This window comes from Salinibacter ruber DSM 13855 (assembly GCF_000013045.1).
GTDB lineage: Bacteria > Bacteroidota > Rhodothermia > Rhodothermales > Salinibacteraceae > Salinibacter > Salinibacter ruber.
Map to the genome: position 1 here is coordinate 2,112,744 of NC_007677.1, position 22,013 is coordinate 2,134,756.

The 22,013-nt window shown below is 68.0% G+C and carries 22 protein-coding genes and 1 tRNA gene; 11 read left to right on the forward strand and 12 right to left on the reverse strand.

Features of this window, described 5'->3' with window-relative positions; genetic code table 11:
* Positions 1-170: 170 nt before the first annotated feature.
* The 5 genes from SRU_RS09000 (at position 171) to SRU_RS09020 (ending at position 5,491) form a co-directional block, all read left to right on the forward strand.
* Positions 171-824, forward strand: coding sequence for a phosphatidate cytidylyltransferase (locus SRU_RS09000; RefSeq protein WP_011404449.1), 654 nt, complete (start codon positions 171-173; stop codon positions 822-824).
* 79 nt (positions 825-903) lie between these two features.
* Entirely contained in the window at positions 904-1,776 is an 873-nt protein-coding gene (locus SRU_RS09005) for an esterase/lipase family protein (protein WP_237701694.1), read from the forward strand.
* A gap of 74 nt (positions 1,777-1,850) precedes the next feature.
* Complete coding sequence (locus SRU_RS09010; RefSeq protein WP_011404451.1) at positions 1,851-3,164, forward strand: HD domain-containing protein; 1,314 nt, start codon at positions 1,851-1,853, stop codon at positions 3,162-3,164.
* 286 nt (positions 3,165-3,450) lie between these two features.
* A complete protein-coding gene (locus SRU_RS09015; protein WP_112904145.1) occupies positions 3,451-3,975 on the forward strand; it encodes an RNA polymerase sigma factor in 525 nt (174 codons plus the stop codon).
* A 100-nt stretch (positions 3,976-4,075) separates the two neighbouring features.
* On the forward strand, positions 4,076-5,491 hold the full coding sequence (locus SRU_RS09020) for a tryptophanase (RefSeq protein ID WP_011404453.1): 1,416 nt from the start codon (positions 4,076-4,078) through the stop codon (positions 5,489-5,491).
* Positions 5,492-5,498: 7 nt separating this feature from the next.
* Here SRU_RS09020 and ansA read toward each other — a convergent pair whose 3' ends face one another.
* The 8 genes from ansA to SRU_RS09060 all read right to left on the reverse strand — a co-directional run bounded on the left by ansA (position 5,499) and on the right by SRU_RS09060 (position 13,477).
* Positions 5,499-6,587 carry an asparaginase gene (ansA, locus tag SRU_RS09025; RefSeq protein ID WP_011404454.1) on the reverse strand — a complete coding sequence of 363 codons (1,089 nt, stop codon included), beginning with the start codon at positions 6,585-6,587 and terminating at the stop codon, positions 5,499-5,501.
* A 144-nt stretch (positions 6,588-6,731) separates the two neighbouring features.
* Positions 6,732-7,331, reverse strand: a complete 600-nt coding sequence (hpt, locus tag SRU_RS09030) for a hypoxanthine phosphoribosyltransferase (RefSeq protein ID WP_011404455.1) — start codon at positions 7,329-7,331, stop codon at positions 6,732-6,734.
* A gap of 62 nt (positions 7,332-7,393) precedes the next feature.
* Entirely contained in the window at positions 7,394-8,800 is a 1,407-nt protein-coding gene (gene tilS / locus SRU_RS09035; protein WP_011404456.1) for a tRNA lysidine(34) synthetase TilS, read from the reverse strand.
* 31 nt (positions 8,801-8,831) lie between these two features.
* Entirely contained in the window at positions 8,832-10,817 is a 1,986-nt protein-coding gene (mutL, locus tag SRU_RS09040) for a DNA mismatch repair endonuclease MutL (protein WP_221405821.1), read from the reverse strand.
* Between the two features lie 22 nt (positions 10,818-10,839).
* Entirely contained in the window at positions 10,840-11,040 is a 201-nt protein-coding gene (locus SRU_RS09045) for a hypothetical protein (protein ID WP_011404458.1), read from the reverse strand.
* Between the two features lie 155 nt (positions 11,041-11,195).
* Positions 11,196-12,014 carry a phosphatidate cytidylyltransferase gene (locus SRU_RS09050; RefSeq protein WP_011404459.1) on the reverse strand — a complete coding sequence of 273 codons (819 nt, stop codon included), beginning with the start codon at positions 12,012-12,014 and terminating at the stop codon, positions 11,196-11,198.
* Positions 12,015-12,061: 47 nt separating this feature from the next.
* A complete protein-coding gene (locus SRU_RS09055; RefSeq protein ID WP_011404460.1) occupies positions 12,062-12,457 on the reverse strand; it encodes a putative signal transducing protein in 396 nt (131 codons plus the stop codon).
* Between the two features lie 15 nt (positions 12,458-12,472).
* Positions 12,473-13,477 carry a CPBP family intramembrane glutamic endopeptidase gene (locus SRU_RS09060; RefSeq protein ID WP_103015941.1) on the reverse strand — a complete coding sequence of 335 codons (1,005 nt, stop codon included), beginning with the start codon at positions 13,475-13,477 and terminating at the stop codon, positions 12,473-12,475.
* Between the two features lie 136 nt (positions 13,478-13,613).
* Between SRU_RS09060 and SRU_RS09065 the strand changes: the two genes are divergently transcribed.
* The 3 genes from SRU_RS09065 to SRU_RS09075 all read left to right on the forward strand — a co-directional run bounded on the left by SRU_RS09065 (position 13,614) and on the right by SRU_RS09075 (position 16,172).
* Positions 13,614-13,687: transfer RNA gene (locus SRU_RS09065), tRNA-Arg, on the forward strand.
* A 419-nt stretch (positions 13,688-14,106) separates the two neighbouring features.
* A complete protein-coding gene (locus SRU_RS09070; protein ID WP_112904149.1) occupies positions 14,107-14,460 on the forward strand; it encodes a hypothetical protein in 354 nt (117 codons plus the stop codon).
* Positions 14,460-16,172 carry a HEAT repeat domain-containing protein gene (locus SRU_RS09075; protein ID WP_011404463.1) on the forward strand — a complete coding sequence of 571 codons (1,713 nt, stop codon included), beginning with the start codon at positions 14,460-14,462 and terminating at the stop codon, positions 16,170-16,172. Before SRU_RS09070 ends, SRU_RS09075 begins: the two co-directional genes overlap by 1 nt.
* 40 nt (positions 16,173-16,212) lie before the next feature.
* Here SRU_RS09075 and SRU_RS09080 read toward each other — a convergent pair whose 3' ends face one another.
* The gene (locus SRU_RS09080; protein ID WP_011404464.1) at positions 16,213-16,977 is read right to left on the reverse strand and encodes a slipin family protein; all 765 of its coding nucleotides are present in this window, start codon (positions 16,975-16,977) and stop codon (positions 16,213-16,215) included.
* A 268-nt stretch (positions 16,978-17,245) separates the two neighbouring features.
* On the opposite strand from SRU_RS09080, the gene SRU_RS09085 reads away from it, so the two are divergent.
* From SRU_RS09085 to SRU_RS09095, 3 genes are all read left to right on the forward strand, one after another.
* A complete protein-coding gene (locus tag SRU_RS09085) occupies positions 17,246-18,724 on the forward strand; it encodes an MATE family efflux transporter (RefSeq protein ID WP_183956831.1) in 1,479 nt (492 codons plus the stop codon).
* A 94-nt stretch (positions 18,725-18,818) separates the two neighbouring features.
* Entirely contained in the window at positions 18,819-19,040 is a 222-nt protein-coding gene (locus SRU_RS09090; protein WP_112904155.1) for a hypothetical protein, read from the forward strand.
* Positions 19,041-19,135: 95 nt separating this feature from the next.
* Entirely contained in the window at positions 19,136-19,660 is a 525-nt protein-coding gene (locus SRU_RS09095) for a type 1 glutamine amidotransferase domain-containing protein (protein ID WP_011404467.1), read from the forward strand.
* Positions 19,661-19,802: 142 nt separating this feature from the next.
* On the opposite strand, the gene SRU_RS09100 is transcribed toward SRU_RS09095, so the two are convergent.
* The 3 genes from SRU_RS09100 to SRU_RS09110 form a co-directional block, all read right to left on the reverse strand.
* Positions 19,803-20,420, reverse strand: a complete 618-nt coding sequence (locus SRU_RS09100) for a superoxide dismutase (RefSeq protein WP_011404468.1) — start codon at positions 20,418-20,420, stop codon at positions 19,803-19,805.
* Between the two features lie 162 nt (positions 20,421-20,582).
* The gene (locus tag SRU_RS09105; protein WP_162892965.1) at positions 20,583-20,873 is read right to left on the reverse strand and encodes a hypothetical protein; all 291 of its coding nucleotides are present in this window, start codon (positions 20,871-20,873) and stop codon (positions 20,583-20,585) included.
* 58 nt (positions 20,874-20,931) lie between these two features.
* The gene (locus tag SRU_RS09110) at positions 20,932-21,996 is read right to left on the reverse strand and encodes a saccharopine dehydrogenase family protein (protein WP_112904159.1); all 1,065 of its coding nucleotides are present in this window, start codon (positions 21,994-21,996) and stop codon (positions 20,932-20,934) included.
* Between the last annotated feature and the right edge of the window lie 17 nt (positions 21,997-22,013).

Here is a 22,013-nt window from a genome sequence, read left to right on the forward strand (position 1 = left end):
GGCGGGCGGAGGCCCGCGGCCAATCCAGGAGGTGCGTCGGCTTCGGGGCAGGCCCCCCACCGCCACTGCGGGTCGTCTGCAAGGGTCCAAAACCAAGTAGTGCCCGAACCATTGCCGAGCCGGAAGGTTCGGGGGATGAACGGATTCTCACGCCCTACTTTCGTGGTCTCGTGTCCGCCTCCTCCCTCTCGTACGCCGGCGAAGTGGGCCGGAAGGCCCTCCACCTTCTCGCCCTCTCCATTCCGTTTGGGGCGTGGGCGGTCGGAATGCCCACGGCACTATATCTTCTGGCCCCGGCCGCGCTCGTGGCCGGGGCCGCCGACGTGACCCGGGCCTATTCGGAGTCCGTCAACGCGGTCATCCGGGGAATTTTCGGGGCCCTGATGCGGGCGGAGGAGCTGCCGGCACCGAGGACGGGGGTCCAATTCAACGGGGCCACGTGCGTGCTGGTGGGCGCCGCCGTGATGGTGGCGCTGTTCCCCCTCCGGATCGCGGTGCCGGTGCTCGTGATGGCCATGCTGGCGGACGCCGCCGCCGCATTGGTGGGGCGCCGGTGGGGCCGCCACACGTGGGGGGCCCTCTCGGCAACCGTGGAGGGCACCACCGCGTTCATCGTCACGGGCCTGGGCGTGATGGCCTTCTTCTCCTCCGTCGCCCTCGGCCCGGCCGCCGGCGGCGTGCTGGTGGGGGCCGGCATTGAAGCCCTCCCGCTGCCCGTCAACGACAACATCCGCGTGCCCGTGGCGGCGGCGGCGACGGTGGTCGTTGGCGAGGCGCTCGTCCTGGGCCGTTCCGTTTCGCTCCTCCCCGTGCTCTCGCTCTAGGCCCGTCGGGCCCATGAACCCGCCCGGCTCGGTTCGGGTATCACCCAGGCAGCGGCTTCTCCGAGCATCGCCCTCCCCCATGCCCGACGACTCGGACCCCACGATTCCGGCCTCCGCCCTGCGGCGCCTTACCGGCCTGGAGCCCTTTCCGCAGCCCGAGCTGATTCCGATCCGAACCCCGGTCGTGCTCATGCACGGCTTCGGCGTGGGGGCTTCCTTCCGGCGGGGCGGGCACCTGCACAAGGAGGCCCTCCACCTGCGGTCGCGGGGCGTGCGGGCGGTGGCGCCCAACGTCTCCCCCTACAACACCGTCCGCGCCCGGACCGCCACCTGGAACGACCGCCTGCGGCGCGTCCTCGACGAGACCGACGCCGACCGCCTGCTGCTGATCGCCCACTCAATGGGCGGCCTGGACGCCCGCTACCTGATCTCCGCCCTGGGCTGGCACGAGGTGGTCGACGTCCTCGTGACGATTGCGACCCCCCACCGCGGCTCCTCCGTCGCCTCCCTCGTGCTCGACCAGCCCGAGCTGGTGCGCGACTGGCTCGCGGACATGGCCGACTGGGTGGGGACCCACATTCTGGAGGACGGGTCGGCGAACCTCCGACAGGCCCTCACGGAGCTGACGCCCGAACACATGGAAAACACGTTCAACCCCGAGGTCCCCAATCATCCGGACGTCGACTACTGGTCCTACGGCTGCCGGGCGGGCAAAGGGACCGCCATTCCCATTGCCCCCATCTTCCGCTACCTCAACCGCTACCTGTACGAGGAAGAAGGCGAAAACGACGGCATCGTGAGCGTCGAGAGCGCCCGCTGGGGCGACTACCAAGGCACCGTCGACGCCGATCACGCCCGGCAGGTGGGCCTCTCGTCAGGCCTCGCCGCCGACTTCGACTCGAACGCCTTCTACACCTCCATCGTCCAGAATTTAGCCGACGACGGGTGGTAGGAAAAACGTACCGCTCTGCCCCCTGCGGTCCATCCTTTTTGTGACGCTCTTCCGCACCTGTTCGTCCTTTCCTCGTGTCGTCCAACCAGCGCTTTAAGCTCTTCTCGGACCCGGTGCACGGGTTCATCTCTGTGCCGAAGAACGTGATCATGGACCTCGTCCAGACGCCGGAGGTCCAGCGGCTGCGCCGGATCCGTCAGCTCGGCGTCGGGCACCTCGTCTTTCCGGGCGCCGAGCACACCCGCTTCAACCATGCACTGGGGGCGATGGCCCTCATGCAGGACGCCCTCGCCAACCTGACCGAGAAGGGCACGCCCGTGCGCCCGGAGGAGCAGACCGCCGCCCTGGCCGTGGCCCTGCTGCACGACGTGGGGCACGGCGCCTTCTCCCACACCCTCGAACACGAGCTCATCGAGGACTTTTCGCACGAGGACATGAGCCGGGTCCTCCTGACCGACCTCAACGAGCGCATGGACGGTGCGCTCGACCTGGCCCTCGCCATGTTCGACGACACGTACGACCGCCCCTTCTTCCACCAGCTGGTCTCGAGCCAGCTCGACATGGATCGGCTCGACTACCTCCGGCGCGACTCCTTCTACACCGGCGTGGCGGAGGGGGAGGTGGGGGTCCAGCGCCTGCTCAAGACCATGCGCGTGCATCCCCTCTCGGGCGGGGCCGACGCGGAGGTCATGATCGAGGCGAAGGGCATCTACGCCGTCGAGAACTTCCTCATCTCCCGCCGGCTCATGTACTGGCAGGCCTACCTCCACAAGACCGTGCTGGCCGGCGACGAGCTGCTCCGGGGCATCCTGCGCCGCGCACAGACCCACCTCGACGCCGGGCCCGCCCCCGACTGGCTACAACGGGGATCGCGCGCACTGCTTTTCTTTCTCGACCACGACGTACACGCCGACGCGATCGAGACCCCCGAGGTCCGCGATCACTACCTGCAGCTCGACGACACCGACGTCCTCTTCAGCCTCAAGCAGTGGATGCGAGGCCCCGACCCGGTGCTGGCCGACCTGTGCCACCGCTTCGTCAATCGCGTCTTCCTCCGCGTCCGCTTTCTCTCTGAGCGTCCAGACGAGGCGCAGATCGACGCCTGGCGCGCCGACGTGGCGGACTGGCTCGTGGCCGAAGGCCTCGTGCCCCGCTCCGAGGCCGCGGCGGCCGCCCGGCACTACCTCACCCTCAACGTGTCGCGCCACACCGCCTACGACAGCGACGAGGAGCTAATCGGCATCCTGGGGCGGGACGGCACCGCCCGCGAGCTCTCCGAGATGGCCGACACCACCACCATCTCGGACCTCACAGGGTTCGTGGAGAAGCCCTACGTGTGCTTCCCGAAGCCGGTCGACCTGGAGCTGGGCGCAGTCTCTGAGGGGTAACCGGGGCTTCCGCGTCGGCGGACGGGAGGATCGTCTCTCCCGCACGGGCCTGAAGACCGGCCTGGGGGCTTCTCGTGAGGGACCCGCACTTTATGGATGGCCCAGAGAAGCACGTCCGGGCGATTGATCGCACGAATCCTCCCACTCATCGCGCACCCGGCATCTCGGACCCGAACTGCGCCGTAAAGCCCCCCGCAACCAAGGATGGACACGGCCTGTCCACCGCGGTTGTGCGACGGCCCATCGCCGCGCTCACTTGGTTCGTTCCATTCAGGGTTCCATCGCGATGAATACATTTCCCGCCTTCGAACGTCAGGTGTCTGCCCACGAGGACCAGGTCTACCGGTTCGCCCGCTCGATGCTCAACGACGACGCCACCGCCCAGGACGTGACGCAGGAGGTGCTGGTGACGCTCTGGGAGCATCAGGACGAGCTCGACGAGGAGGGGGTCATCGCCTGGCTCATGCGCGTGACCCGAAACGCCTGCATCGACCGGCTTCGGGCCCGGCAGCGGCGGCGCAAGACCGTCCGGCACGACCCCGACGGCGTGGACCGGGCCCCGAGCCCGGACCGGACGCCCGACCGCCACGCCGAGGCGGCCGACCTCCACGACCACGTGCTCGACGCCCTGGACCGGGTCGATGATCCGTACCGGCGGGTGGTGGCCCTCCGTGAACTGCAGGGCCTCAAGTACAAGGAGATTGCCGAGGCCCTCGACATGCCGCTCAATACGGTCAAGGTCTACCTCCACCGGGGCCACAAAAAGCTGCGTGCTGAGCTCGACCGCGCCCTCGATCCGGTGCCCGCCTAGCGATCGCCTCCTCGGTGTGCGTCCCGCATTGTCCTTGGGCGGCTGAGTTGATAATTTACGAGTCCGTTTCAACTCCAGAATTTCTCAGCTCGCCATGGAGATGGACACAATCATCGAGCCGTTCCGCATCAAGTCGGTCGAGCCCATTCAGCTCACCTCTCGGGCCGAGCGGGAGCGAATGATTCGGGACGCGCACTACAACCTCTTCAACCTGCACGCCGACGACGTCATTATCGACCTGCTGACCGACTCGGGCACCTCCGCGATGAGTGCGGCGCAGTGGGCCGGCCTGATGCAGGGCGACGAGAGCTACGCGGGGTCGCCCTCCTACTTCCGGTTCGAGGAGGCGGTGAAGGACCTGATGCCGTTCGAACACGTGATCCCGACCCACCAAGGTCGGGCCGCCGAGCGCATTCTGATGGGCATCGTGGCGGGCCCCGACGCCAAAATTCCCAGCAATACGCACTTCGACACCACCCGCGCCAACATCGAGGCCACGGGCGCCGAGGCGGTCGACCTCGTCATCGACGCGGGGCACGTCCCGGACGCGGAGCACCCGTTCAAGGGCAACATCAATCTCGACCGGCTGGAGGCGCTGCTGGACGCGGAAGGAGACCGGGTGCCCATCGTCATGCTCACGGTCACCAACAACACCGGCGGCGGCCAGCCGGTCTCGCTCGCCAACATCCGCGGCGCGAAGGCCCTGTGCGACACGTACGATGTGCCGCTCGTCCTCGACGCCTGTCGCTTCGCGGAAAACGCCTACTTCATCAAACAGCGCGAGGACGGGTACGGCGACCGTTCGGTCAAGGAGATCGTCCGGGAGATGTTTTCGCACGCGGACGGCATGACGATGAGCGCCAAGAAGGACGCGCTGGTCAACATTGGCGGCTGGCTGGCCCTCGATGACGACGCGTGGGCCCGAAAGGCCCGCAATCAACTAATCCTCACGGAGGGCTTTCCGACCTACGGGGGATTGGCGGGACGCGACCTGGAGGCCATCGCCGTGGGGCTGCAGGAGATCGTCGACGAGGACTACCTGGAGTACCGCATGGCCTCGACCCGCTACCTCGGCGAGGCCCTCACCGAGCTGGGCGTGCCGATCGTGAAGCCGGTCGGCGGGCACGCCGTCTACATCGACGCGAAGTCGCTTCTCCCCCACATCCCGCCGCTGGACTACCCGGCCCAGTCGCTGGCCGTGGCGCTGTACGTGACGGGCGGGATCCGCGGGGTCGAGATCGGATCGGTCATGTTCGGCCGGCAGCCCGACGGCAGCGAAGAGCCGGCGGACCAGGAGCTTTTGCGCCTCGCCATCCCCCGCCGCGTCTACACCCAAAGCCACGTCGACTACGTAATCGAGTGCTTCGAGGCACTGGTGGGGCGCAAAGGCGCCCTCTGCGGCTACGAGATCACCGAAGAGCCCCCTCAGCTCCGGCACTTCACGGCCCACCTCCGCCCGAAGGCGCCCGAAGCGGTCCACCACGAGACGGACGGGCCCGTGGAGGCATCGTCGTAGCCCGCCGCTACCGGTACCCCGCCAGGCGGCGCCGCGTGCGGCCGAGGGCGGGCGGCACCTCCTCCGGCGGCGTCAACTCCCCCCGGAGGTTGTTCTGCACGAGGCGGCGCACCTCGTCGGGCGCGTGGTCCTGCTCGAAGAGGTAATACAGCTTGGCCAGCGCCGCCTCCGTCGTCATGTCGTAGCCGCTCACCACGCCCGCCTCCGCCAGGGCCTGGCCGGTGGCGTAGAGGTCGAGGTCCGCCGTGCCCCGGAGCGGCTGCGTCACCGCCACGATGACGACGCCCCGCGCCGTCGCCTCGCGCAAGGCTTCCAGAAACGCGTCGTTCTGGGCCGGCGCATTGCCCGCCCCAAAGCACTCCAGCACAACGCCCTGCACCGGCGGGGCCAGCACGTTTTCCAGGGAGGCCACCCCGAGGCCCGGAAAGAGCCGAAACGCCGAGACGGTCGCCGCCCCGAGTTCCGTCACGGCGGGGGGACGGGGCGGCCGGTGCGGGGCCGGCACCCGCTCCCACTCCACGTCCAGGTCGATGCCCGCCGTGCCCACGGCCGGGAAGTTCGGGGAGTCGAAGGCCGCAAACGAGTCCGCGTTCACCTTCGTCACGCGGGTGCCCCGGTAGAGGCGGTTGTGGAAGAACACGTGCACCCCGCCCAGCCGGTCGGGATAGGTGCCCAGGAGCAAAAGGGACGTGAGCAGGTTGCCCTGCGCGTCGCTGCGTGTCTCGTCAAGGGGCAGTTGCGCGCCCGTGAGGAGCACCGGTTTGTCGAGCGGGTGCAGCATGAACGACAGCGCCGAGGCGGTGAACGCCATCGTGTCCGTGCCGTGGACGACCAGAAAACCGTCGTAGGCCTCAAAGCGATCCCGAATGGCCTCCGCGATGCGGAGCCAGTCGGCCGGCTCCATGTTTGCGCTGTCGAGCAGCGGGTCGAACGCGTGCACGTCGTAGGCCGGGAGGTCTTCCGACTGAAACGAGAGGCGCTCCTCCATGAGGGCTTCGAGGGTGCCGGACCCCGGCACGTATCCCTCCTCGCTTTCCACCATGCCCAGGGTGCCCCCGGTGTACACCACCAGAATGCGGGGCGAAGACGCGGCCATCAAACCAATGTCGCAATTCAAGTAAAACGCTCGGGCGAAAGGCCTCCGCCAAGACGGCCCGACGGATCAGCCTCCTTCTTCTCAGGCACGGTCGAGCCGCCCACAGGCAGGCGTGTCGATCCGTGAACCGGAGCCGTGCCTCCATCACCCCTCGTCGAGAATGTAAATGTCGGACAGGTTGCGCGCGAGTTGGCCGTAGTCGAGCCCGTAGCCGATGACGAAGAGGTCCGGAATGCGGAAGCCGACGTAGTCGAGCGTAAGGTCCGGCTCCGTCGCCGTGGGCTTGTGGAGCAGGGTCGACACGCGAAGGGAGGCCGGGTTGTACTCCGCGAGGCGGCGCTTCATGAACTCCATCGACAGCCCCGTGTCCACGATGTCCTCCACCACGAGCACGTCGCGGCCCTCCAGCTCCGCGTCGACGCTTTTGAGCTCCCGCACCTCCCCGCTCGACACCTTCTCGTCCCCGTACGAGGAGAGCTTGATGAAGTCGATCTCGCAGTCGGTGTCGATGGCCCGCATCAGGTCCGCGGTGTACATGAACGCTCCGTTCAGGACGCTCACGAGGATGGGGGTGGTGGTGGCGTAGTCGCGGGCGATGGTTTTTCCCATCTCCGCAACCCGCTTTTTAATCCGCTCGGCCGACAGGTATCGGCGGAAGCGTTCTCCCTGTACGGTCACGGCGGCGTCGGTGGGCTGGACGGGGGTCTCCAAGAGGTCGCGCGTAGCGGGCATGTTTGAGGCCATCGGTGGAAAGAAAGTGAGGCGCGAGAACGACGGTTGAAGCTAGGCGGCGGCTCCGAAGAGTGTCAATTGTCCGAGGGTTTTTCACGTGGTCGTAGGACGAGCCGGGCTACGCGGTCGGTGTCGGGACGCACGCGGACCCGATGATCGAGCCGGTGCCCCACCACCCAGGCAATGCGGTCGTCCCGGCACAGCACGGAGACGTGCGTTCGTCGGTGGGGCGGCACGCGGGCCTCGGTAAGCACGTCACTCACAAGTTTCGTGCCGTCCAGCCCCAGCGGCCGGAAGCGGTCGCCCTCCGCCCAGGGACGCACCGTGAGCGCCGTCCACAGCCGGTCCGCATCCGCGTAGGCAAGGTGCGGCGGGCCGGAGGCCAGCGACGCGGGCCGCCCGTCACACAGCTCCACCCGGAGGCGGCCCTGCGGAATCGCCACGGGCGTCCCCCAGTCGATGGGCGTGGGCGAGAGCGGATCCGGCGTGGCGGCGTCGGGGACGAAGCGCAGCCGCCCGCGCTCCCGCCAGACGGTGCCCGTCCCCACCTCCATGCGCCGGCCCACCTGCGCCTCGACGAGGGCCTCCAGCTCCTCGGCCACCGCCCGGGAGTAAGGGGCTGTGGGCAGCGCGCGACGCAGCGCCTCCAAGAGGAGGCGACGGCGCCAGACGGGCGGGGCCTCGCGCAGGGCCTCCACGGACAGGGCCCCGCCCGCCTCGTGATCGGTGTACGCCCGGCCCATCCGCCGCTTTAGGGCGGGCCGGAGGGCCTGGTCGACGTACTCCTGCATGAGGTCCGCCGACCGGGCCAGGGCGTCGGTCGCGCCCTCGAAGTGCGCTTCCAGCCGGGGAAGGATCTCGGTCCGGATCACCCCCCGGTCGTAGTCGTGGCGCTGGTTGGTCGGATCGGTCCGCCACGGGAGCCCCATCGACTCGGCGTAGGCTTCGATCGCGTCCCGTCGGGCGTCCAGCAGGGGCCGAACGAGAGAAACGGACGGGTCGGCCTCCAGGGGACGGGCCGGCCGCATCCCGGCCACCCCCTCCGGCCCGCTGCCGCGGACGAGATTGAGGAGGAGCGTTTCGGCCTGGTCGTCGCGGTGGTGGCCGGTCGCCACGACGGGCGCCCCGATCTCCGCGGCGGCCGCCGCCAGGGCGTCGTAGCGCAGTCGGCGCGCGGCCGCCTGGAGCGACTCGTCCTCGGACGCGGCGCGGGCCTCCGCGTCGAGGGCCACCACGGAGAGCGGCACCGCCGGCGACTGCTCGTGGCACCACCGGCGCACCAGGGCCTCGTCCCCGTCGGCCCCCGCCCGCAGCCCGTAGTTGACGTGTAACGCGTGCACGTCGACATCCAATCGGCGCAGGACGGAGAGGCACGTCATCGAGTCCACGCCGCCGCTTGCCGCCACCAGCACCGGGCCTTCGTCCAGCAGGGCGTGCCGATCACTGAACGCCGCGACCGTGTCGACGAGCGGGTGGGGCATCGGGGAAGCAGACGCGTGGGGGAGAAGCCGCCTAGCGCCCGAAGCGGTCGGCCAGCTCCTCCATCGAGAGCTTGACGATCGTGGGCGTGCCGGTGGGGTCGGCGTAGGGCATTTCGCAGTCGAACAAGTCGTCGAGGAGGGCCCGGCGCTCTTCTTCCGACAGCGGCTGTCCCCGGTCCACGGCGCTCCGCTGGGCCATCGTCTTCGCGAGGTGCTCGCGGCGCTCGTCCTCGACCGCGTCCTGGGCGGACCGGTATTGCTCCAGGAGCTCCTCCAGGATCGTGTCCTCGTTGCCGTCCGGCACGTCGGCGGGCACCCCCCGCACCGAGACGGTACGCCCGCTGAGGCGCTCCAGCTCGAACCCGAGGGCGTCGAGGTCGTCTCGCAGCTCGTCCAGCAGCTCGACCTCGGCCGGGGACAGGTCGACGGTATGCGGAAAGAGCAGGCGCTGCGACGCCCCCTGCTGGTCGCGGAGGTGGGCCCGGGCCCGTTCGTAGAGCACGCGGAGGTGCGCCGCCCGCTGGTCGACGAGCATCATGCCGGTCTCGGTCGGCGTCACGACGTAGGTGTCGTGTAGCCCCCACACCGGACGCCGGCCCGACCGCTCCGCTTCGTCGGCGGCAGACGTTGAAGACGACCCGCCTTCCCGATGGGGGGGCGATGCCGGGGCGTCCCCCGGTGAGGACTCGTCGCCCCCATCCGGCCGGCGGTAGAGGGCATCGGACTGGTCCCCGGGCGACACCGACGGATTTTCGGGCCTGGGCTTCGGAGACTGGGGCGACGGCCCGGACGACGAGCGTCCCGACGAGTCGGTCGCGTCCCCGGACGATCGTTGCGGCTGAAAGGAAGTCGGCGTGGGGCGCGGGGACGAGGTCCCGTCCCCCGACACGGCGTGTCCCCCGCTCCCCGTTCCGTCGGACTCAGGGCCGGGGCTGTCTTCTTCGTTGTCGGCCTCGTCGTCCCCGTCGTCCATCTGCGGCGACACGTGCACCCGGCCCAGCGCCCGCCGCACCGCGCTCCGCAGGAATCCGTAGATGCCGCTCTGGTCGTCGAACTTGACCTCTTCCTTCTGCGGGTGCACGTTGACGTCCACCCGCTCCGGGTTCATCGCCAGGAAGAGCGCAAAGAACGGAAACGCCCCGTCCGGGACCAGCTCGCCGTATGCCTTCTTGACCGCGTGGCTCAGATACCGGTCCGTCACCGCCCGGCCGTTCACGAACAGAAACTGCTCGCCCCGCGTCTTCCGGTGAAACGACGGCGCCCCGACGAACCCGCGCAGCCTGAGGTCGCTCGATTCGTCTTCGACCGCCACCAGCTCGTCCTCGTGGTCGCCGCCAAAGAGGCCGAGGATGCGGGCGCGGGTGGCGGCGTGCCAGTCGCTGTCCGGCGCCGCGGGCAGGTCGTAGTGCTCGTGCCCGTCGTGCTCCAACCGGACTGCCGTGTCGGGGTTGGCGAGGGCCAGCGACTGAACGGTCTGCGTGAGGTGCTTCAGCTCGGTGGCCGGGGTCTTCAGAAAATTGCGCCGGGCCGGCACGTTGAAGAAGAGGTTGCGGACCGCCACCGAGGTCCCGTTCGGGATCGCGCAGGGCCGTTTCTCCACCTGCTCTCCCCCCTCCACCCGAACTAAGGTCCCCGCGTCGTCCTCCACCCGCTTCGTCTTGAGCGTCACCTGCGCGACGGCGGCGATCGACGCAAGGGCCTCCCCCCGAAAGCCGAGCGTCCGGATGCGCTCCAGGTCGTCTACCGAGCGGAGCTTACTGGTGGCGTGTCGCTCGAAGCAGCGCTCCGCGTCCCCCGGCCCCATGCCACACCCGTCGTCGATGACCTGCACGAGGGTGCTGCCCGCGTCTTTCAGGAGCACCTCGATCGACGACGCCCCCGCGTCGAGGGCGTTTTCGATCAGCTCCTTCGCCACCGAGGCGGGCCGCTGCACCACCTCGCCCGCCGCAATCTGGTTGGCGAGGCGGTCGGACATCACCTCAATGAGGCCCCCGGACGGGGAGGACTCGTCGGCCACGGCACGGACGGACTGCGAAAATTTACAGCGAGTAGTAGAGGAGCAGCGTGAGAAACAGGAGGGCCAGGAAGAACAGCAGGCTGAGCGGGCTGCGCTGTGCCTCCTGGGCACGGCGGGACTGCATCCGTCGTCGGATGTCGCGGTCGTCGTCCTCCTCGGGATTGTGGTGGCGGGGCTGGTAGTCGAACGACCGGGGCCCGCGCCCGGCACTGAACAGACCCATGGGCGCGTCGGCTGGGTATCGAAAGCCTGTGCACCGGACCGAACAGGGCGGTCGGAGCCGTCGTTCCCAAAATGCGGTGTGCGGCGGCCCTCAGCGGCCCTCAGCCCTTCGTTTCCCTCGACGCATCTTCCTTGCCTCCGGTGCCCCCCTGCACGCTACACCAGGCCCGCGACCAGATGAAGGTAGAGCACGCTGAGCGGGGCCGCCACGGCCATCGCGTCGAACCGATCCAGCATGCCGCCGTGGCCCGGCAGGAGCTGGCTCGAATCATCGACCGCCACCGAGCGCTTGAGCTTGCTCTCCAGCAGGTCGCCGAGCTGGCTCACCCCGCCCCCGATCCCGATGAGCGCGGCCACGTGGCCCCACGCAAGGAGGTCCACGACGGTCAGCTTGAGCACGACGCCCACGACCAGGGCCGCCCCCAGGCCCCCAAGCGTGCCCTCCCACGTTTTGTTCGGGGAAATGGTGGGGGCGAGCGGACGCTGGCCGACGCTCTTGCCGACGTAGTAGGCCGCCACGTCCGTCGCCCATACCACCAGCAGAACAAACAGGACCAGCCAGAACGCCTCCCCATCGCCGACGGCCGCACTCTGGGTCTCGCGGAGCCAGATCAAACTTCCGAGCAGGCCCGTCGGGTACACGGCGCCCGCAAGCGTCACCGCAAAGCTAAACAGGAACTGCTCCTGCGGCACCAGCAGCGGCGCGGCCACGACGAAGAGGAGCAGCACCGCCGTTCCGACGGGCCAGAGGGACGGCCGCAGGAACGTGGCCACGAGGAGGATGCCGACGAGAACCCCCCAGGCCTGTTGCGGCCACGCGCCGCCCTGCTGGGCCATCCGGTACAGTTCCCGCTGGCCCAGCACCCCGATGCCCGCGACGAGGCCCGCAAACCACCAGCCCCCCAGGTACGCCAGTCCCAGCACGACCGGTGCCGCCAGCAGGGCCGTGACGATCCGGCGAAGGTTATTGCTCACGAAGACGCGGTCTGGTCAATCCACTCCATGGCGTCGGTGCCCCTCTCTTACGCAGACGCATCGTCGGCAGCGTCCTCCGCGTCGTCTTCGGGCGGGTCGTCTTCGGGCGGCCCCAGGTCCATGTGCTCGTGGCCGGAGTCGAGCTTCGAGTCCTGATCGGGGGTGTTGGCCGGCGGGGCGTCGGGGTCGGCCCCGAGCGCTGCCGCCTCCAACTCCTCGTCCGTGAGCTGCTCCTCCAGCAGCGACACCGCCTTGTCGGCCTGCTCCGGCGGCACCATCACGTGCACCGACGCGAGGTCGCCCACGGTGAGGTTGAAGGCGTGGTCGCGCTGGGTCAGCACGACGGCGGGGATGCCGCTGTCGTCGAGCCGATCCCGAACGAGATCGGCCTCGTAGTCGGTGCTGGTCCGAAAAACACTCGCCCAGTCCTCGTGCGAACTCATGGGTGGTGGAACCGGTCAGTGAGAAGAGCGCTCCGTCCCGCCCTGGGCATCTCGAATGCGTGCAGCAAAGGGGTGCATAACATAGAGAACACTCCCCACAATCACGAACCCAAGCCCCACCAGGGACCACGGCATGGAGGTCTGCTCAAGCGCGCGGACCGAGTAGTCGGGATGCGTCTCTGCGTACCGGGCCCCGACGACGGCCATGCCGTTGTGGGCGATGTGCACCAGCACGGCCGGCACGAGGCTGCCCGTACGCCACACGAGGTAGGCCATATACAGCCCGAGCACCGTAAGCGGAAGGGCCTGGGATGGGCGAAGGTGGTACAGCCCAAAAAGCCCCCCCGCCAGAAGAATCCCCCCGGCCGGCCCGGCGGCCCGCTCGAACTGCCGCTGGGCGTAGCCCCGAAACAGCAGCTCCTCACACACCCCGGGGACGAGCGCCAGCATCGTGATGTTGAAGACAAGCCCCAGGTCGCTCTGCAGCACGCTCCGGATCATCTCCAACTGCGACTGCTCCATCACCCGAACGGACTCCGGCAGCGGCAGCGCCCGGTTCACTTCGGCGAGCCACTGCGTCACGGGCTGCAGCCCCACGATCCCGACCAGGGCCAGCGCCAGAAGCCGCCCGTCCACGCCCCGCAGGCGCAGGTACGCCGCCCACTCGGAGGAGTGCAGGCGCGCCGCCAGCAGCGCCGGCACCGCCAGCCCCAGCGCCTGCCCGATGCTGTTGCTGACCAGCAGCTCCTGCGTGTAGGACGCCATCAGGCGATCCGGATTCTGGAACGCCTCCATCGACAGCCCGCCCTCCGCCATCGCGATCTGGGCGAGGAGCGCGATTGGGGTGAGGAGAAACTGAAACAGCAGAAACGCGGCCCCGAGGCCCAGCAGGCCCGTTACGAAGCTCAGGGTAGGTCGCCCCACCGATGCCCGCTCCAGCGGGCCGTTCAGCGGAAGGCGCCCCCGTCGGGTCCACAGATCGATCAGGACACCGCCGGGAGCAGAGGAGGAAGACGCCACAGCGTGAAAGACCCAAGACGAGAAATAGGCGGGGCGCCTTGAAAGTGCGGCCTCCCCTCCTGTTTGCCCCTTTGCCGTTTCTTCGTAGGAACACTTTGGGGCGTCTCGCGAACACTGTAGTGGCACTTTTACACTTGCGCTCGTAGCTCAGTCGGACAGAGCATCGGTTTCCGGTACCGAAGGCCGGGGGTTCGAATCCTCCCGAGCGCACATCGTCATAGACAGCTCCCCTCGCCGATTTTGGGCCCTGGCGCCCGAGATCGGTTTTCTGTTGTAGATGCATTTCTGGCCCACGAAGCCCCAGGTCGGCGTCGCCCTTCGGTTTGGCAACAGTGAAGAGTAACGACTCGCCGTCTCCCGACTGAGGAGATTGGGGAGCGCATCCAACCCTGTGCCCCCGCGGAGGCGTCGATGGGGGGCGCACCACCACGCCGAGATCGGACGTCACGGCCCCCCCGGTCGTGAGCTCAACAAAATTGGGGGCTAGATCTGGAAACAAGCTTCGGAAGAAAGCTCAGATCGTTGTGAATTATAACCACCCTATTCGTCGGGTCAAGACTGGCGAATCAGCGGCCAGCGTCGTTTCCGGCAGGGTTTCTCTCGTCGGCTGCCCCATCAATCACGGTACGATGAGTTCTTGGACTCGCGTTTCATTCGATCCGGGGAAAACCGGGATTGAGGCGATCACCAACGACCTCCAGAAGGCACTGGAAGATCCGGATACATTCATCCATAACGACATGGTCGTGTGGAAGGCCTTCGACGAGGTCGACGCTCAGCGCCTGACTGATCTCGGGATTGAGGCGTCTCGGGCCCTCGTCATGCACGTGAGCGACACGTCGAATTCGGGGAGCGGTCGGCTTTACAAACGAATCGACTCGGAATTTATCCTTCTGGATGCCATGTCGGGCGGTGAGGGCTACTTCGGGCGGGACGTTCTTGCCTACATGCAACGCGAGCACGGGCTCGTGGGGGCGGCCTAATGAGCAGACCACTCGTTGACTTTGCCCGGCGACTCCAACCCGATGCCGACGCGACCACCGCCGACGCGGTCGTCGAAACCGCCGCAACGAATCGGCGGGCCGAGTTCGAATCGGCCCTGTACCGGCTCTTCGCGAACCTTACGGGGGCGTCGGCCCCCTCGGTTCGGCGGCGGAGTGCCCGCGCGGTGTACCAGCTTTCGGAGATCGTTCCCGGCGCACTCGTGACGTACGGGACGGAATTGATCCCTGCCCTCGACGACGACCCGGCGCGTCCCTACATCGCCGGGAGCCTGACCCACATCGTTTACGAAGGCATGCGCGGAGAAACCTTCCGCAGCGACCGGGAGGCCCTCGTCCAGGACCTCGCCCGGCAGATCGGCACCGACACCACCGTTTCGGCGGTTCGCTATTTGTCGCGGATCGCGACGCGCTGGGACCGAATCGTCGCGACCGTGGAGCCCACCCTCGTCGACGGCCTATCGAGCGAGGACGAGGCCGTCCGGACCGCGGCCGTCCGGGCGTTCGCGACAATGTGGGCACACCACCTCGACGGAACCGACGCGATTCCGCCCCTGCTCGACTGTACCTGCGACTCGTCGCCGCTCGTGCGGGCACACGCCATCGCGGCGCTCGGCGACATTGCGTTTCAGGATCGGGGGGAAGAGGACGCCCCCGTCGCGGCCACCCCCGAGATTATCGATGCGGGAACGAGGTTGCTCACGGACGACGACGAGCGCGCCCGGTACGACGCCGCTGCGTGTTTTGCCGAGGCGCACTACTGGGTGGAATATGAAGGCGATCGCTGTTGGATCGAGACCGTCGACCGCAACCGCATCGACGCGGCGGTTGACGCTCTCGTTGAGGCCCTCGACGATCCGTCCACCCCCGTCGTCCGGCAGGCGGCGGCCGCCCTACACATCTACGCTCGCTTCGAGACGCGGGCCCTCATCCCGCACGTCGACCGCCTCGTCGACTACGGATGGAGCGTGCAGCCCAACAGCACGTTGATTCAGCGGGCGCTCAAATCCCTAGCCGCTGACCATCCCTCGGCCCTCAGCGATCACAGCTCCTTCCTCCTCGACCGACTGCGCAACCATAAGGACGCAACCGCCGCGACGATTCTGGGGCGGCTTGCCCCCGCCGACGGCGAGGCCGCCCACTCGGCCGTCTCGTCCCTCACCGATCTGCTCGGCAGTCCCAAGCACACGGACCGTCGGACTGCCGCGAAGGCGCTCGCAGAGGTCCACCGTGTCGACTCGACGCTCGTTCCCGACTACGTCGAGGCCCTCACCGAGGCCGTCGACGGCACCGACGTGAACACCAAACCGGGAATGGGATGGGAGCCCCTTGCGACTCTGGCCCCGGATCACCCGGAGACCGCGACGGCTCTCGCCTGCCAGGCGGTTGACCGACTGACAGAGTGGCCCTCTCCGCCTGATTTGCGTCTCGTGTACAAACTCGGTGAAGCCAACCCGCACACGATTTCCCCCGTGGCCGACCGACTCATCGATCTGCTCGACCACGACAACACCAGCGTCGTCGGTGCGGCAGCAAAGTCGCTGAGGGGGGCGCTCATGTTGGACGGCTCGGTTCAGATCCCCCCGTCCGCCGCTGCCGCCCTCGCATCGCGGCTCGACGACCTCTCCAGATCCGCTCGGATGGACGCGGAGCGAATTATCGACGTGGTCCGGGAAGAATCCACGGACGCCTGAGTCCTGGTCCTATTCCCTACAGGAGCGCGGCGGCGCTGGACTACTTCTCGTCCGATGCCCCGATCGACTCCAGCGCCCGCAGGGCCTCGGTGGGCACCGCGAAGATCACGGTGTTCGAGTCGTCGCTGCTAAGGCTGTTGAGCGTTTGCAGGGTGCGAAGGTGGAGGGCGCCCTCTTCGTCGTTGAGCGTGCTCGCCGCGTCGGCCATGTTTTGGGCCGCCTCCAGCTCCCCCTCCGCCTGGATGGTGACGGCGCGGCGCTCGCGCTCGGCCTCGGCCTGCCGGGCAATCACCCGCTTCATGTTCTCCGCCAGGATGATGTCTTTGAGCTCAACCGACTGCACCTCAATGCCCCACGGGTCGGTGGCCTCGTCGATGATCTCGCGGATCTGCTGGGAGATGCGCTCCCGCTCGGCCAAGAGCGCATCGAGGTCCACCTCCCCGACGATGTTGCGCATGGTGGTCTGGGCCAATTGCTGCGTGGCGTACATGTACTCCTCCACCTCTAGGATCGCTTTCTCCGCATCCCGCACCTGGTAGTAGATGACGGCGTCGATCTCGACGGTCACGTTGTCGCGCGTGATGCTCTCCTGCCGCGGCACGTCGACCGCCTTCACGCGCATGTCGACCCGTTCCCACGACTGGATCAGCGGGATGACGGTCCCGAGGCCCGGCTCCATCACCTTGACGAACTGGCCGAGCATGAACTTGACGCCCCGCTCGTACTCCTTCACGACCTTGAAGGTGCGCACGACGAGGACGACCGCCACCAGAACGACGGCGGCCAGCAGATAAAACGAGAGCATGAAATTCGGGGCGCTGGGGAGAGGAGATTGGAATGTGGGTTGCCTACGCCCTCCTCCTCCGATTGATGACGGGAATTTCATTCCCCTCACATTCTCAATCGGCGCCCTGAGGCGGAGCGGACCGGGACAGGTAGCGGCCCGCAGGTCAAGAGCACGTGAGGGGAATGGCAGAAATCAGTTATTCCTGGGAATGCGTTCCTGCTCCAGCGGGCTCGCCCGAACAACCCCTCGGCTCCGTGAGTGCCTACGTTCACGACACTCTGAGAAAATGGGTGTCGGTCCCGTCCACGCTGTTGTTCCGCTCCGTTTCGCCTCTGTGCCAAATCCCATCCGCGCCACCGTCGAGGGCATCGGGCGCCTCCTCGTGTATCTGCGACTCATCACGGCGTCGCGGGCGCAGCGGATTGCGGGCCTGGCCTGGCCCCGCATCCTGACGGGCCTGGCGCGCATGTCGAAGGCGACCGCCGACGTGGCGATGGTGGGCGTGGCCGTGGGGCCGGCCGCCATTGCGGGCGTCGGCTACGGGGTGCCGTACTGGACCATGACGTACATGCTCGGGGGCGGCATTGCCGGGGGCACAATTAGCCTCGTTTCGCAGCGGTACGGGGGAGGGCGGTACGACGACATCGACCGGGCGGTGAAGGTGAGCGTGATGGCCGCGCTCCTGGTGACACTGCCCCTGGTCGTCGTGTTCTGGACGCTGCCGGAGCCGCTCATTCGCCTCATCGGGACGGGCGAGGCGGCCATCCAGTACGGCACGCGGTACCTGCGGGTCGCGAGCCTGGCGATGCCCTTCGCAGCCCTCAACCTGATCGGCAGCCGCACCCTCATCGGGGCCGACGACGCGTGGACGCCCATGATCGTGCGGGCCGGGGGTGCAGTGATCAACGTGGGGCTGAACGCCGTCTTTATCTTCGTCTTCGACCTGGGCGTGGTCGGGGCCGCGCTGGGGACGGTGCTCGGGAGCGTCGGCGGCGTGCTCGTTCTCGGGTGGGGGCTCACTGTGGGGCGCCTTCCGTTTGTGGGGCCCCTGCCCGTGCAGGTCGACTGGTCGGCCCCCTACTGGGACGCGGCGGACGCCCGGCACCTGGCCCGCATCTCGACGCCCCTGGCCCTGCGGAAGGTGGCCCAGAACGGCGGGCAGTTTCCCCTGCTCGCCATCGTGGGCCTCTACGGGCCCAACATGGTGGCCGCCTTCGTGGTTGCGCTCCGCGTGCGGGCCCTCATGAACACGCCCGGCTGGGGCTTCGGGCTGGCCTCCAGCAGCCTCGTCGGCCAGTCGCTCGGCGCGGGCAACGAACAGGACGCCGACGGCTACGCCCGCGACACCCTCCGCTTCACCGTTGCGACCTACGCCCTGGTGGGCGCCGCCGTGTTCGTGGTGGCCGACCCGGTCAGTGCCCTCTTCGTGGACGACGGCGCCGTGCGGGCCACCACGACGGCCCTCATCCGGGCGGCCTGCGTGAGCGTGCTGCTCTGGGGGGTCATGAACGGCGCCCTGGGGCCGCTCCGCGCCAGCGGCGACACCACGTGGCCCTTCTACGGCCAGCTGCTGGGGCTCTTCGTCTTCGCCCTCCCCCTGGCCTACCTCGGGGCCGTCACGTCGCTCGGCATCTGGGGGCTCTACGGCACCCTGTTCGCCGAGACGGCCGTGCCCGCGGCGGTCATTTACTACCGCTTCCGGACGCAGAAGTGGAAGCGCATCAGCCGGCAAAACCGGGAGGCCGCGATGGGACAGGCGTCGTAACGCGCCACGGGCCACCCTCCGCCCTTCTCAGAAGCGGAGCGTGAAGACGGACCCGTCGCTCTCCGTGGAACGACCGCCGGTCGCAACCTCCCCGATGCGATGTCGTCTATTCAGGCCCGCGCCCCCAAGCATTATCCACTGCCTGATCATTTCCGACCGTCAGATCTGGCTTATCGCCGCCGGCCTCATCGCCGTCGACCTGCTCGTGTTCATGATCCCCATCGTTCCCGTACTGGCGGCGTACGTCCTCGTCGCACGCCCCGCCTGGTTCAAAGAATTTATCGACGACGTGTACGACCGCACAGGGCCGCACTAGTCCCCGCCAAGCGGTCGTCGGAACCCATATTGCCGAAGAGTTACTTGCAATAACAGAATCATCTCGCACAGTCTCACTCCAACCCTCGTTTGTTTATGTCTCTGAGTCACTGCCGCGTTGCTGTTCTCGTCGACAAATCATTCGAGGATCTCGAGTTCTGGGTCCCGACCATGCGGCTCCGGGAGGAGGGCGCCGAGGTCGTGGTCGCCGGCCGGGAGGCCGACGCCACGTTCACCGGCAAGCACGGCCTCACGGCCACCACCGACGTGGCCGCCCGCACACTTGCCCCCGGCGATCTGGACGGCGTCGTCGTCCCGGGCGGCTGGGCCCCCGACAAGCTCCGCCGCGACGAGGGGGTCCAGGCCCTGGTGCGCGAGATGGACGCCCAGCAGAAGATCGTGGCTCAAATCTGTCACGCCGGCCTCGTGGGCATCTCCGCGGGCATCGTGGAGGGCCGCCAGGCCACCGGAAGTACGGGCATCAAGGACGACCTCGTGAACGCGGGCGCAACCTGGGTCGACGAGGCCGCCTTCCAGGAGGACCACCTCGTCTGGGGGCGCGTCGTGAAAGACATTCCGGCCTTCTGCCGGACCCTCGTGCAGGCCCTCCAAGACGCGTAGGCGGGCCGCTTCGGCGGCCCCCATCCCAGCGCCTCCCCCCTGCCCCCAACGACGAAAAGGGATGGCCGGGCAGCCGGCCATCCCTTCAGGGCATCTTTCAGGCAATGCGGATCGGCCTTCTCAGGCCCACCGGAAACCAGAACTACGCCCCCACAATCTCGTCGTAGTTCTCGCCGACGGCGTCCCAGTCGACGACGTTCCACCACTCGTCGACGTAGGTGCCGCGCTCGTTCTGGTAGTTGAGGTAGTAGGAGTGCTCCCACACGTCAATCCCGAGAATGGGCGTGTGTCCCTCCAACAAGGGATTGTCCTGGTTGGGCGTGCTGGTCACGGTCACGTCGCCGTTGGGCTGCGCGACGAGCCACCCCCAGCCGCTGCCAAACTGCCCGGTCGCCGCATCGGCAAAGGCGTCCTTGAAGTCCTCGTAGGAGCCAAAGGCGTCGTGGATGGCGTCCGCAAGGTCTCCGTCGGGCGTGCCGCCGCCGTCCGGGGACATGACGTTCCAGAAGAGGCGGTGGTTGTAAAAGCCGCCCCCGTTCTGGCGCACCGGCGTCTGAACGTCCGTCGGGAGCGTGTCGAGGCCAGCAAGAAGCTCTTCAATCGAGTGCTCCTGGAGGTCGTCGTGCCCCTCCAGCGCGTTGTTCAGCTTTCGCGTATAGCCGGCATGGTGCTTGTCGTGGTGGATCCGCATCGTCTGCTCGTCAATGTGCGGCTCCAGGGCGTCGTAGTCGTACGGCAGGTCAGGGAGATCAAAAGCCATAAGCCGTTGTCTAATTTGTTGGTGAATACGCCGAAGCTTTTCATTGTGCTACTGTTTGGATAAACGCCCCAATCTGGATCTTTGTTTTGGCTTCCCAGAGAGTTCGCCCACCTCAACGATCTGGTCTTTTTCCGGAAATCTCCTGTTGTCTGGGGCCCTCTCCTAGCCAAGAAGGGCCCGCAGGAAAACCGTTCCGGCCCACAGGAAAAAGACGGCGTAGAGGACGCCGCTGGCCCGGTTCCACCACTTCGCGGCCCGTGCGCGGCCCTGCTGGGTCAGCACGCGGCCGTACGCCGTGCAGCCGCCGGCACACCCGAGCAGCCCCAGCCACGCGGCATTGCGGTACTGCCCGGCCAGGAGCATGACGCCAATTCCGAAGACGAGCCCGGCGTACAGCGCCGTGATGGCCGTCCAGTTGAGATTCGATTCCGAGGCGGAGGACGAAGCAGACACAGAGAGCAGCATGCTACGGGAAAGAACGTGAGGCGGGGCCAACCGGAGGAGAGGCGCCCTACGCCCTCGATGGCTCCTCAACGATTTGTCGCGACGTTCCGTCCACGGCGAGTGCAAAGTCCGCCCCGAAGGCGGTGGCCGGCGTCTGGTACCCGGCGGGGGCGGTTCCATCGAGGACCCGCTGGAGGGCCTCCACCGCGGACCGTGCCGTGAAGGTGTAGGCCTCCGGCCCGTGGAGCCGGGCGGTCGTGACGCCTCCCTCCGAGCCCCGTGCCGAGGCCCAGACCACGGTGCGGCCCTGCTGGCGCTCCTCGGCGGACGGGCCGGGACGGCCCTGCTCCACGAGCCGTTTTAGGAGTTGCTTCAGGGGGGGCCACGTCAAAATCCCCTGCACGTGCCGGCTGGCCCGGAGCAGCGACTGGACGAGGAGCGGCACGGCAATGTAGGCGGTGACGTTGGGCACGTCGGTCGAGACCCCACTCGTCACAACGCTGCCCTCGGGGATGGACGTGACCCCGCGGCGCCGGTCCCCGAAGTCGACGTTCCGGCTCGTCCACCCCGGCGGCACGTCGTGGAGCCGCCCCTCCCGGCGCACCACCCCGCCCCGCCCCATCTGCTCGATGAGCGTCTTGAGGGTGCCCTGCGACACCGTGCCCTCGGCGTACAGCGCCACCTCAAGGATGTCGGCGTCCGGGGTATGTGCCGCCACGAAGCGTGACAGACAGTCGCTCGGCACCACGTCAAACCCAATGCCGGGAAGCACCATGCAGCCCGCAGCCTCGGCGTCCGCGCCGCGGTCGGCCAGCCGCCGAAACACGTCCACCTCCCCCGTCAGGTCCAGGTAGTGGGTCCCCGTCTCCAGGCACGCGGCAATCATCGGCGGGGCCGTGCGGACGAAGGGCCCCGCACAGTGGAGGGCCACGGAGATCCCGTCGAGGGCCGTCCGGAGCCGCTCCGGGTCCGATAGGGACACGGTTCGGGTCGGGAGATCCAGGGCCGCGCCCAGCTCCGCAAGTCGATCGGCGTTTCGGCCCGCCAGTACGGGCTGGAGCCCGCGTTCGACCGCCGCCCGGGCAATCAGTTGCCCCGTGTAGCCGTAGGCGCCGTAGATGAGTGCAGACATTTGTGATTCTGGTCCGT

Bases quoted from the DNA above. Each gene is read 5' to 3' on its own strand.
- SRU_RS09110 (WP_112904159.1), bottom strand. From the start codon at position 21,996: ATGTCTGCACTCATCTACGGCGCCTACGGCTACACGGGGCAACTGATT.
- SRU_RS09005 (WP_237701694.1), top strand. From the start codon at position 904: ATGCCCGACGACTCGGACCCCACGATTCCGGCCTCCGCCCTGCGGCGC.
- SRU_RS09080 (WP_011404464.1), bottom strand. From the start codon at position 16,977: ATGCTCTCGTTTTATCTGCTGGCCGCCGTCGTTCTGGTGGCGGTCGTC.
- SRU_RS09100 (WP_011404468.1), bottom strand. From the start codon at position 20,420: ATGGCTTTTGATCTCCCTGACCTGCCGTACGACTACGACGCCCTGGAG.
- SRU_RS09045 (WP_011404458.1), bottom strand. From the start codon at position 11,040: ATGGGTCTGTTCAGTGCCGGGCGCGGGCCCCGGTCGTTCGACTACCAG.
- tilS (WP_011404456.1), bottom strand. From the start codon at position 8,800: ATGCCCCACCCGCTCGTCGACACGGTCGCGGCGTTCAGTGATCGGCAC.
- hpt (WP_011404455.1), bottom strand. From the start codon at position 7,331: ATGGCCTCAAACATGCCCGCTACGCGCGACCTCTTGGAGACCCCCGTC.
- SRU_RS09075 (WP_011404463.1), top strand. From the start codon at position 14,460: ATGAGCAGACCACTCGTTGACTTTGCCCGGCGACTCCAACCCGATGCC.
- SRU_RS09070 (WP_112904149.1), top strand. From the start codon at position 14,107: ATGAGTTCTTGGACTCGCGTTTCATTCGATCCGGGGAAAACCGGGATT.
- ansA (WP_011404454.1), bottom strand. From the start codon at position 6,587: ATGGCCGCGTCTTCGCCCCGCATTCTGGTGGTGTACACCGGGGGCACC.
- SRU_RS09020 (WP_011404453.1), top strand. From the start codon at position 4,076: ATGGACACAATCATCGAGCCGTTCCGCATCAAGTCGGTCGAGCCCATT.
- SRU_RS09090 (WP_112904155.1), top strand. From the start codon at position 18,819: ATGCGATGTCGTCTATTCAGGCCCGCGCCCCCAAGCATTATCCACTGC.
- SRU_RS09085 (WP_183956831.1), top strand. From the start codon at position 17,246: ATGGGTGTCGGTCCCGTCCACGCTGTTGTTCCGCTCCGTTTCGCCTCT.
- SRU_RS09095 (WP_011404467.1), top strand. From the start codon at position 19,136: ATGTCTCTGAGTCACTGCCGCGTTGCTGTTCTCGTCGACAAATCATTC.
- SRU_RS09015 (WP_112904145.1), top strand. From the start codon at position 3,451: ATGAATACATTTCCCGCCTTCGAACGTCAGGTGTCTGCCCACGAGGAC.
- SRU_RS09055 (WP_011404460.1), bottom strand. From the start codon at position 12,457: ATGAGTTCGCACGAGGACTGGGCGAGTGTTTTTCGGACCAGCACCGAC.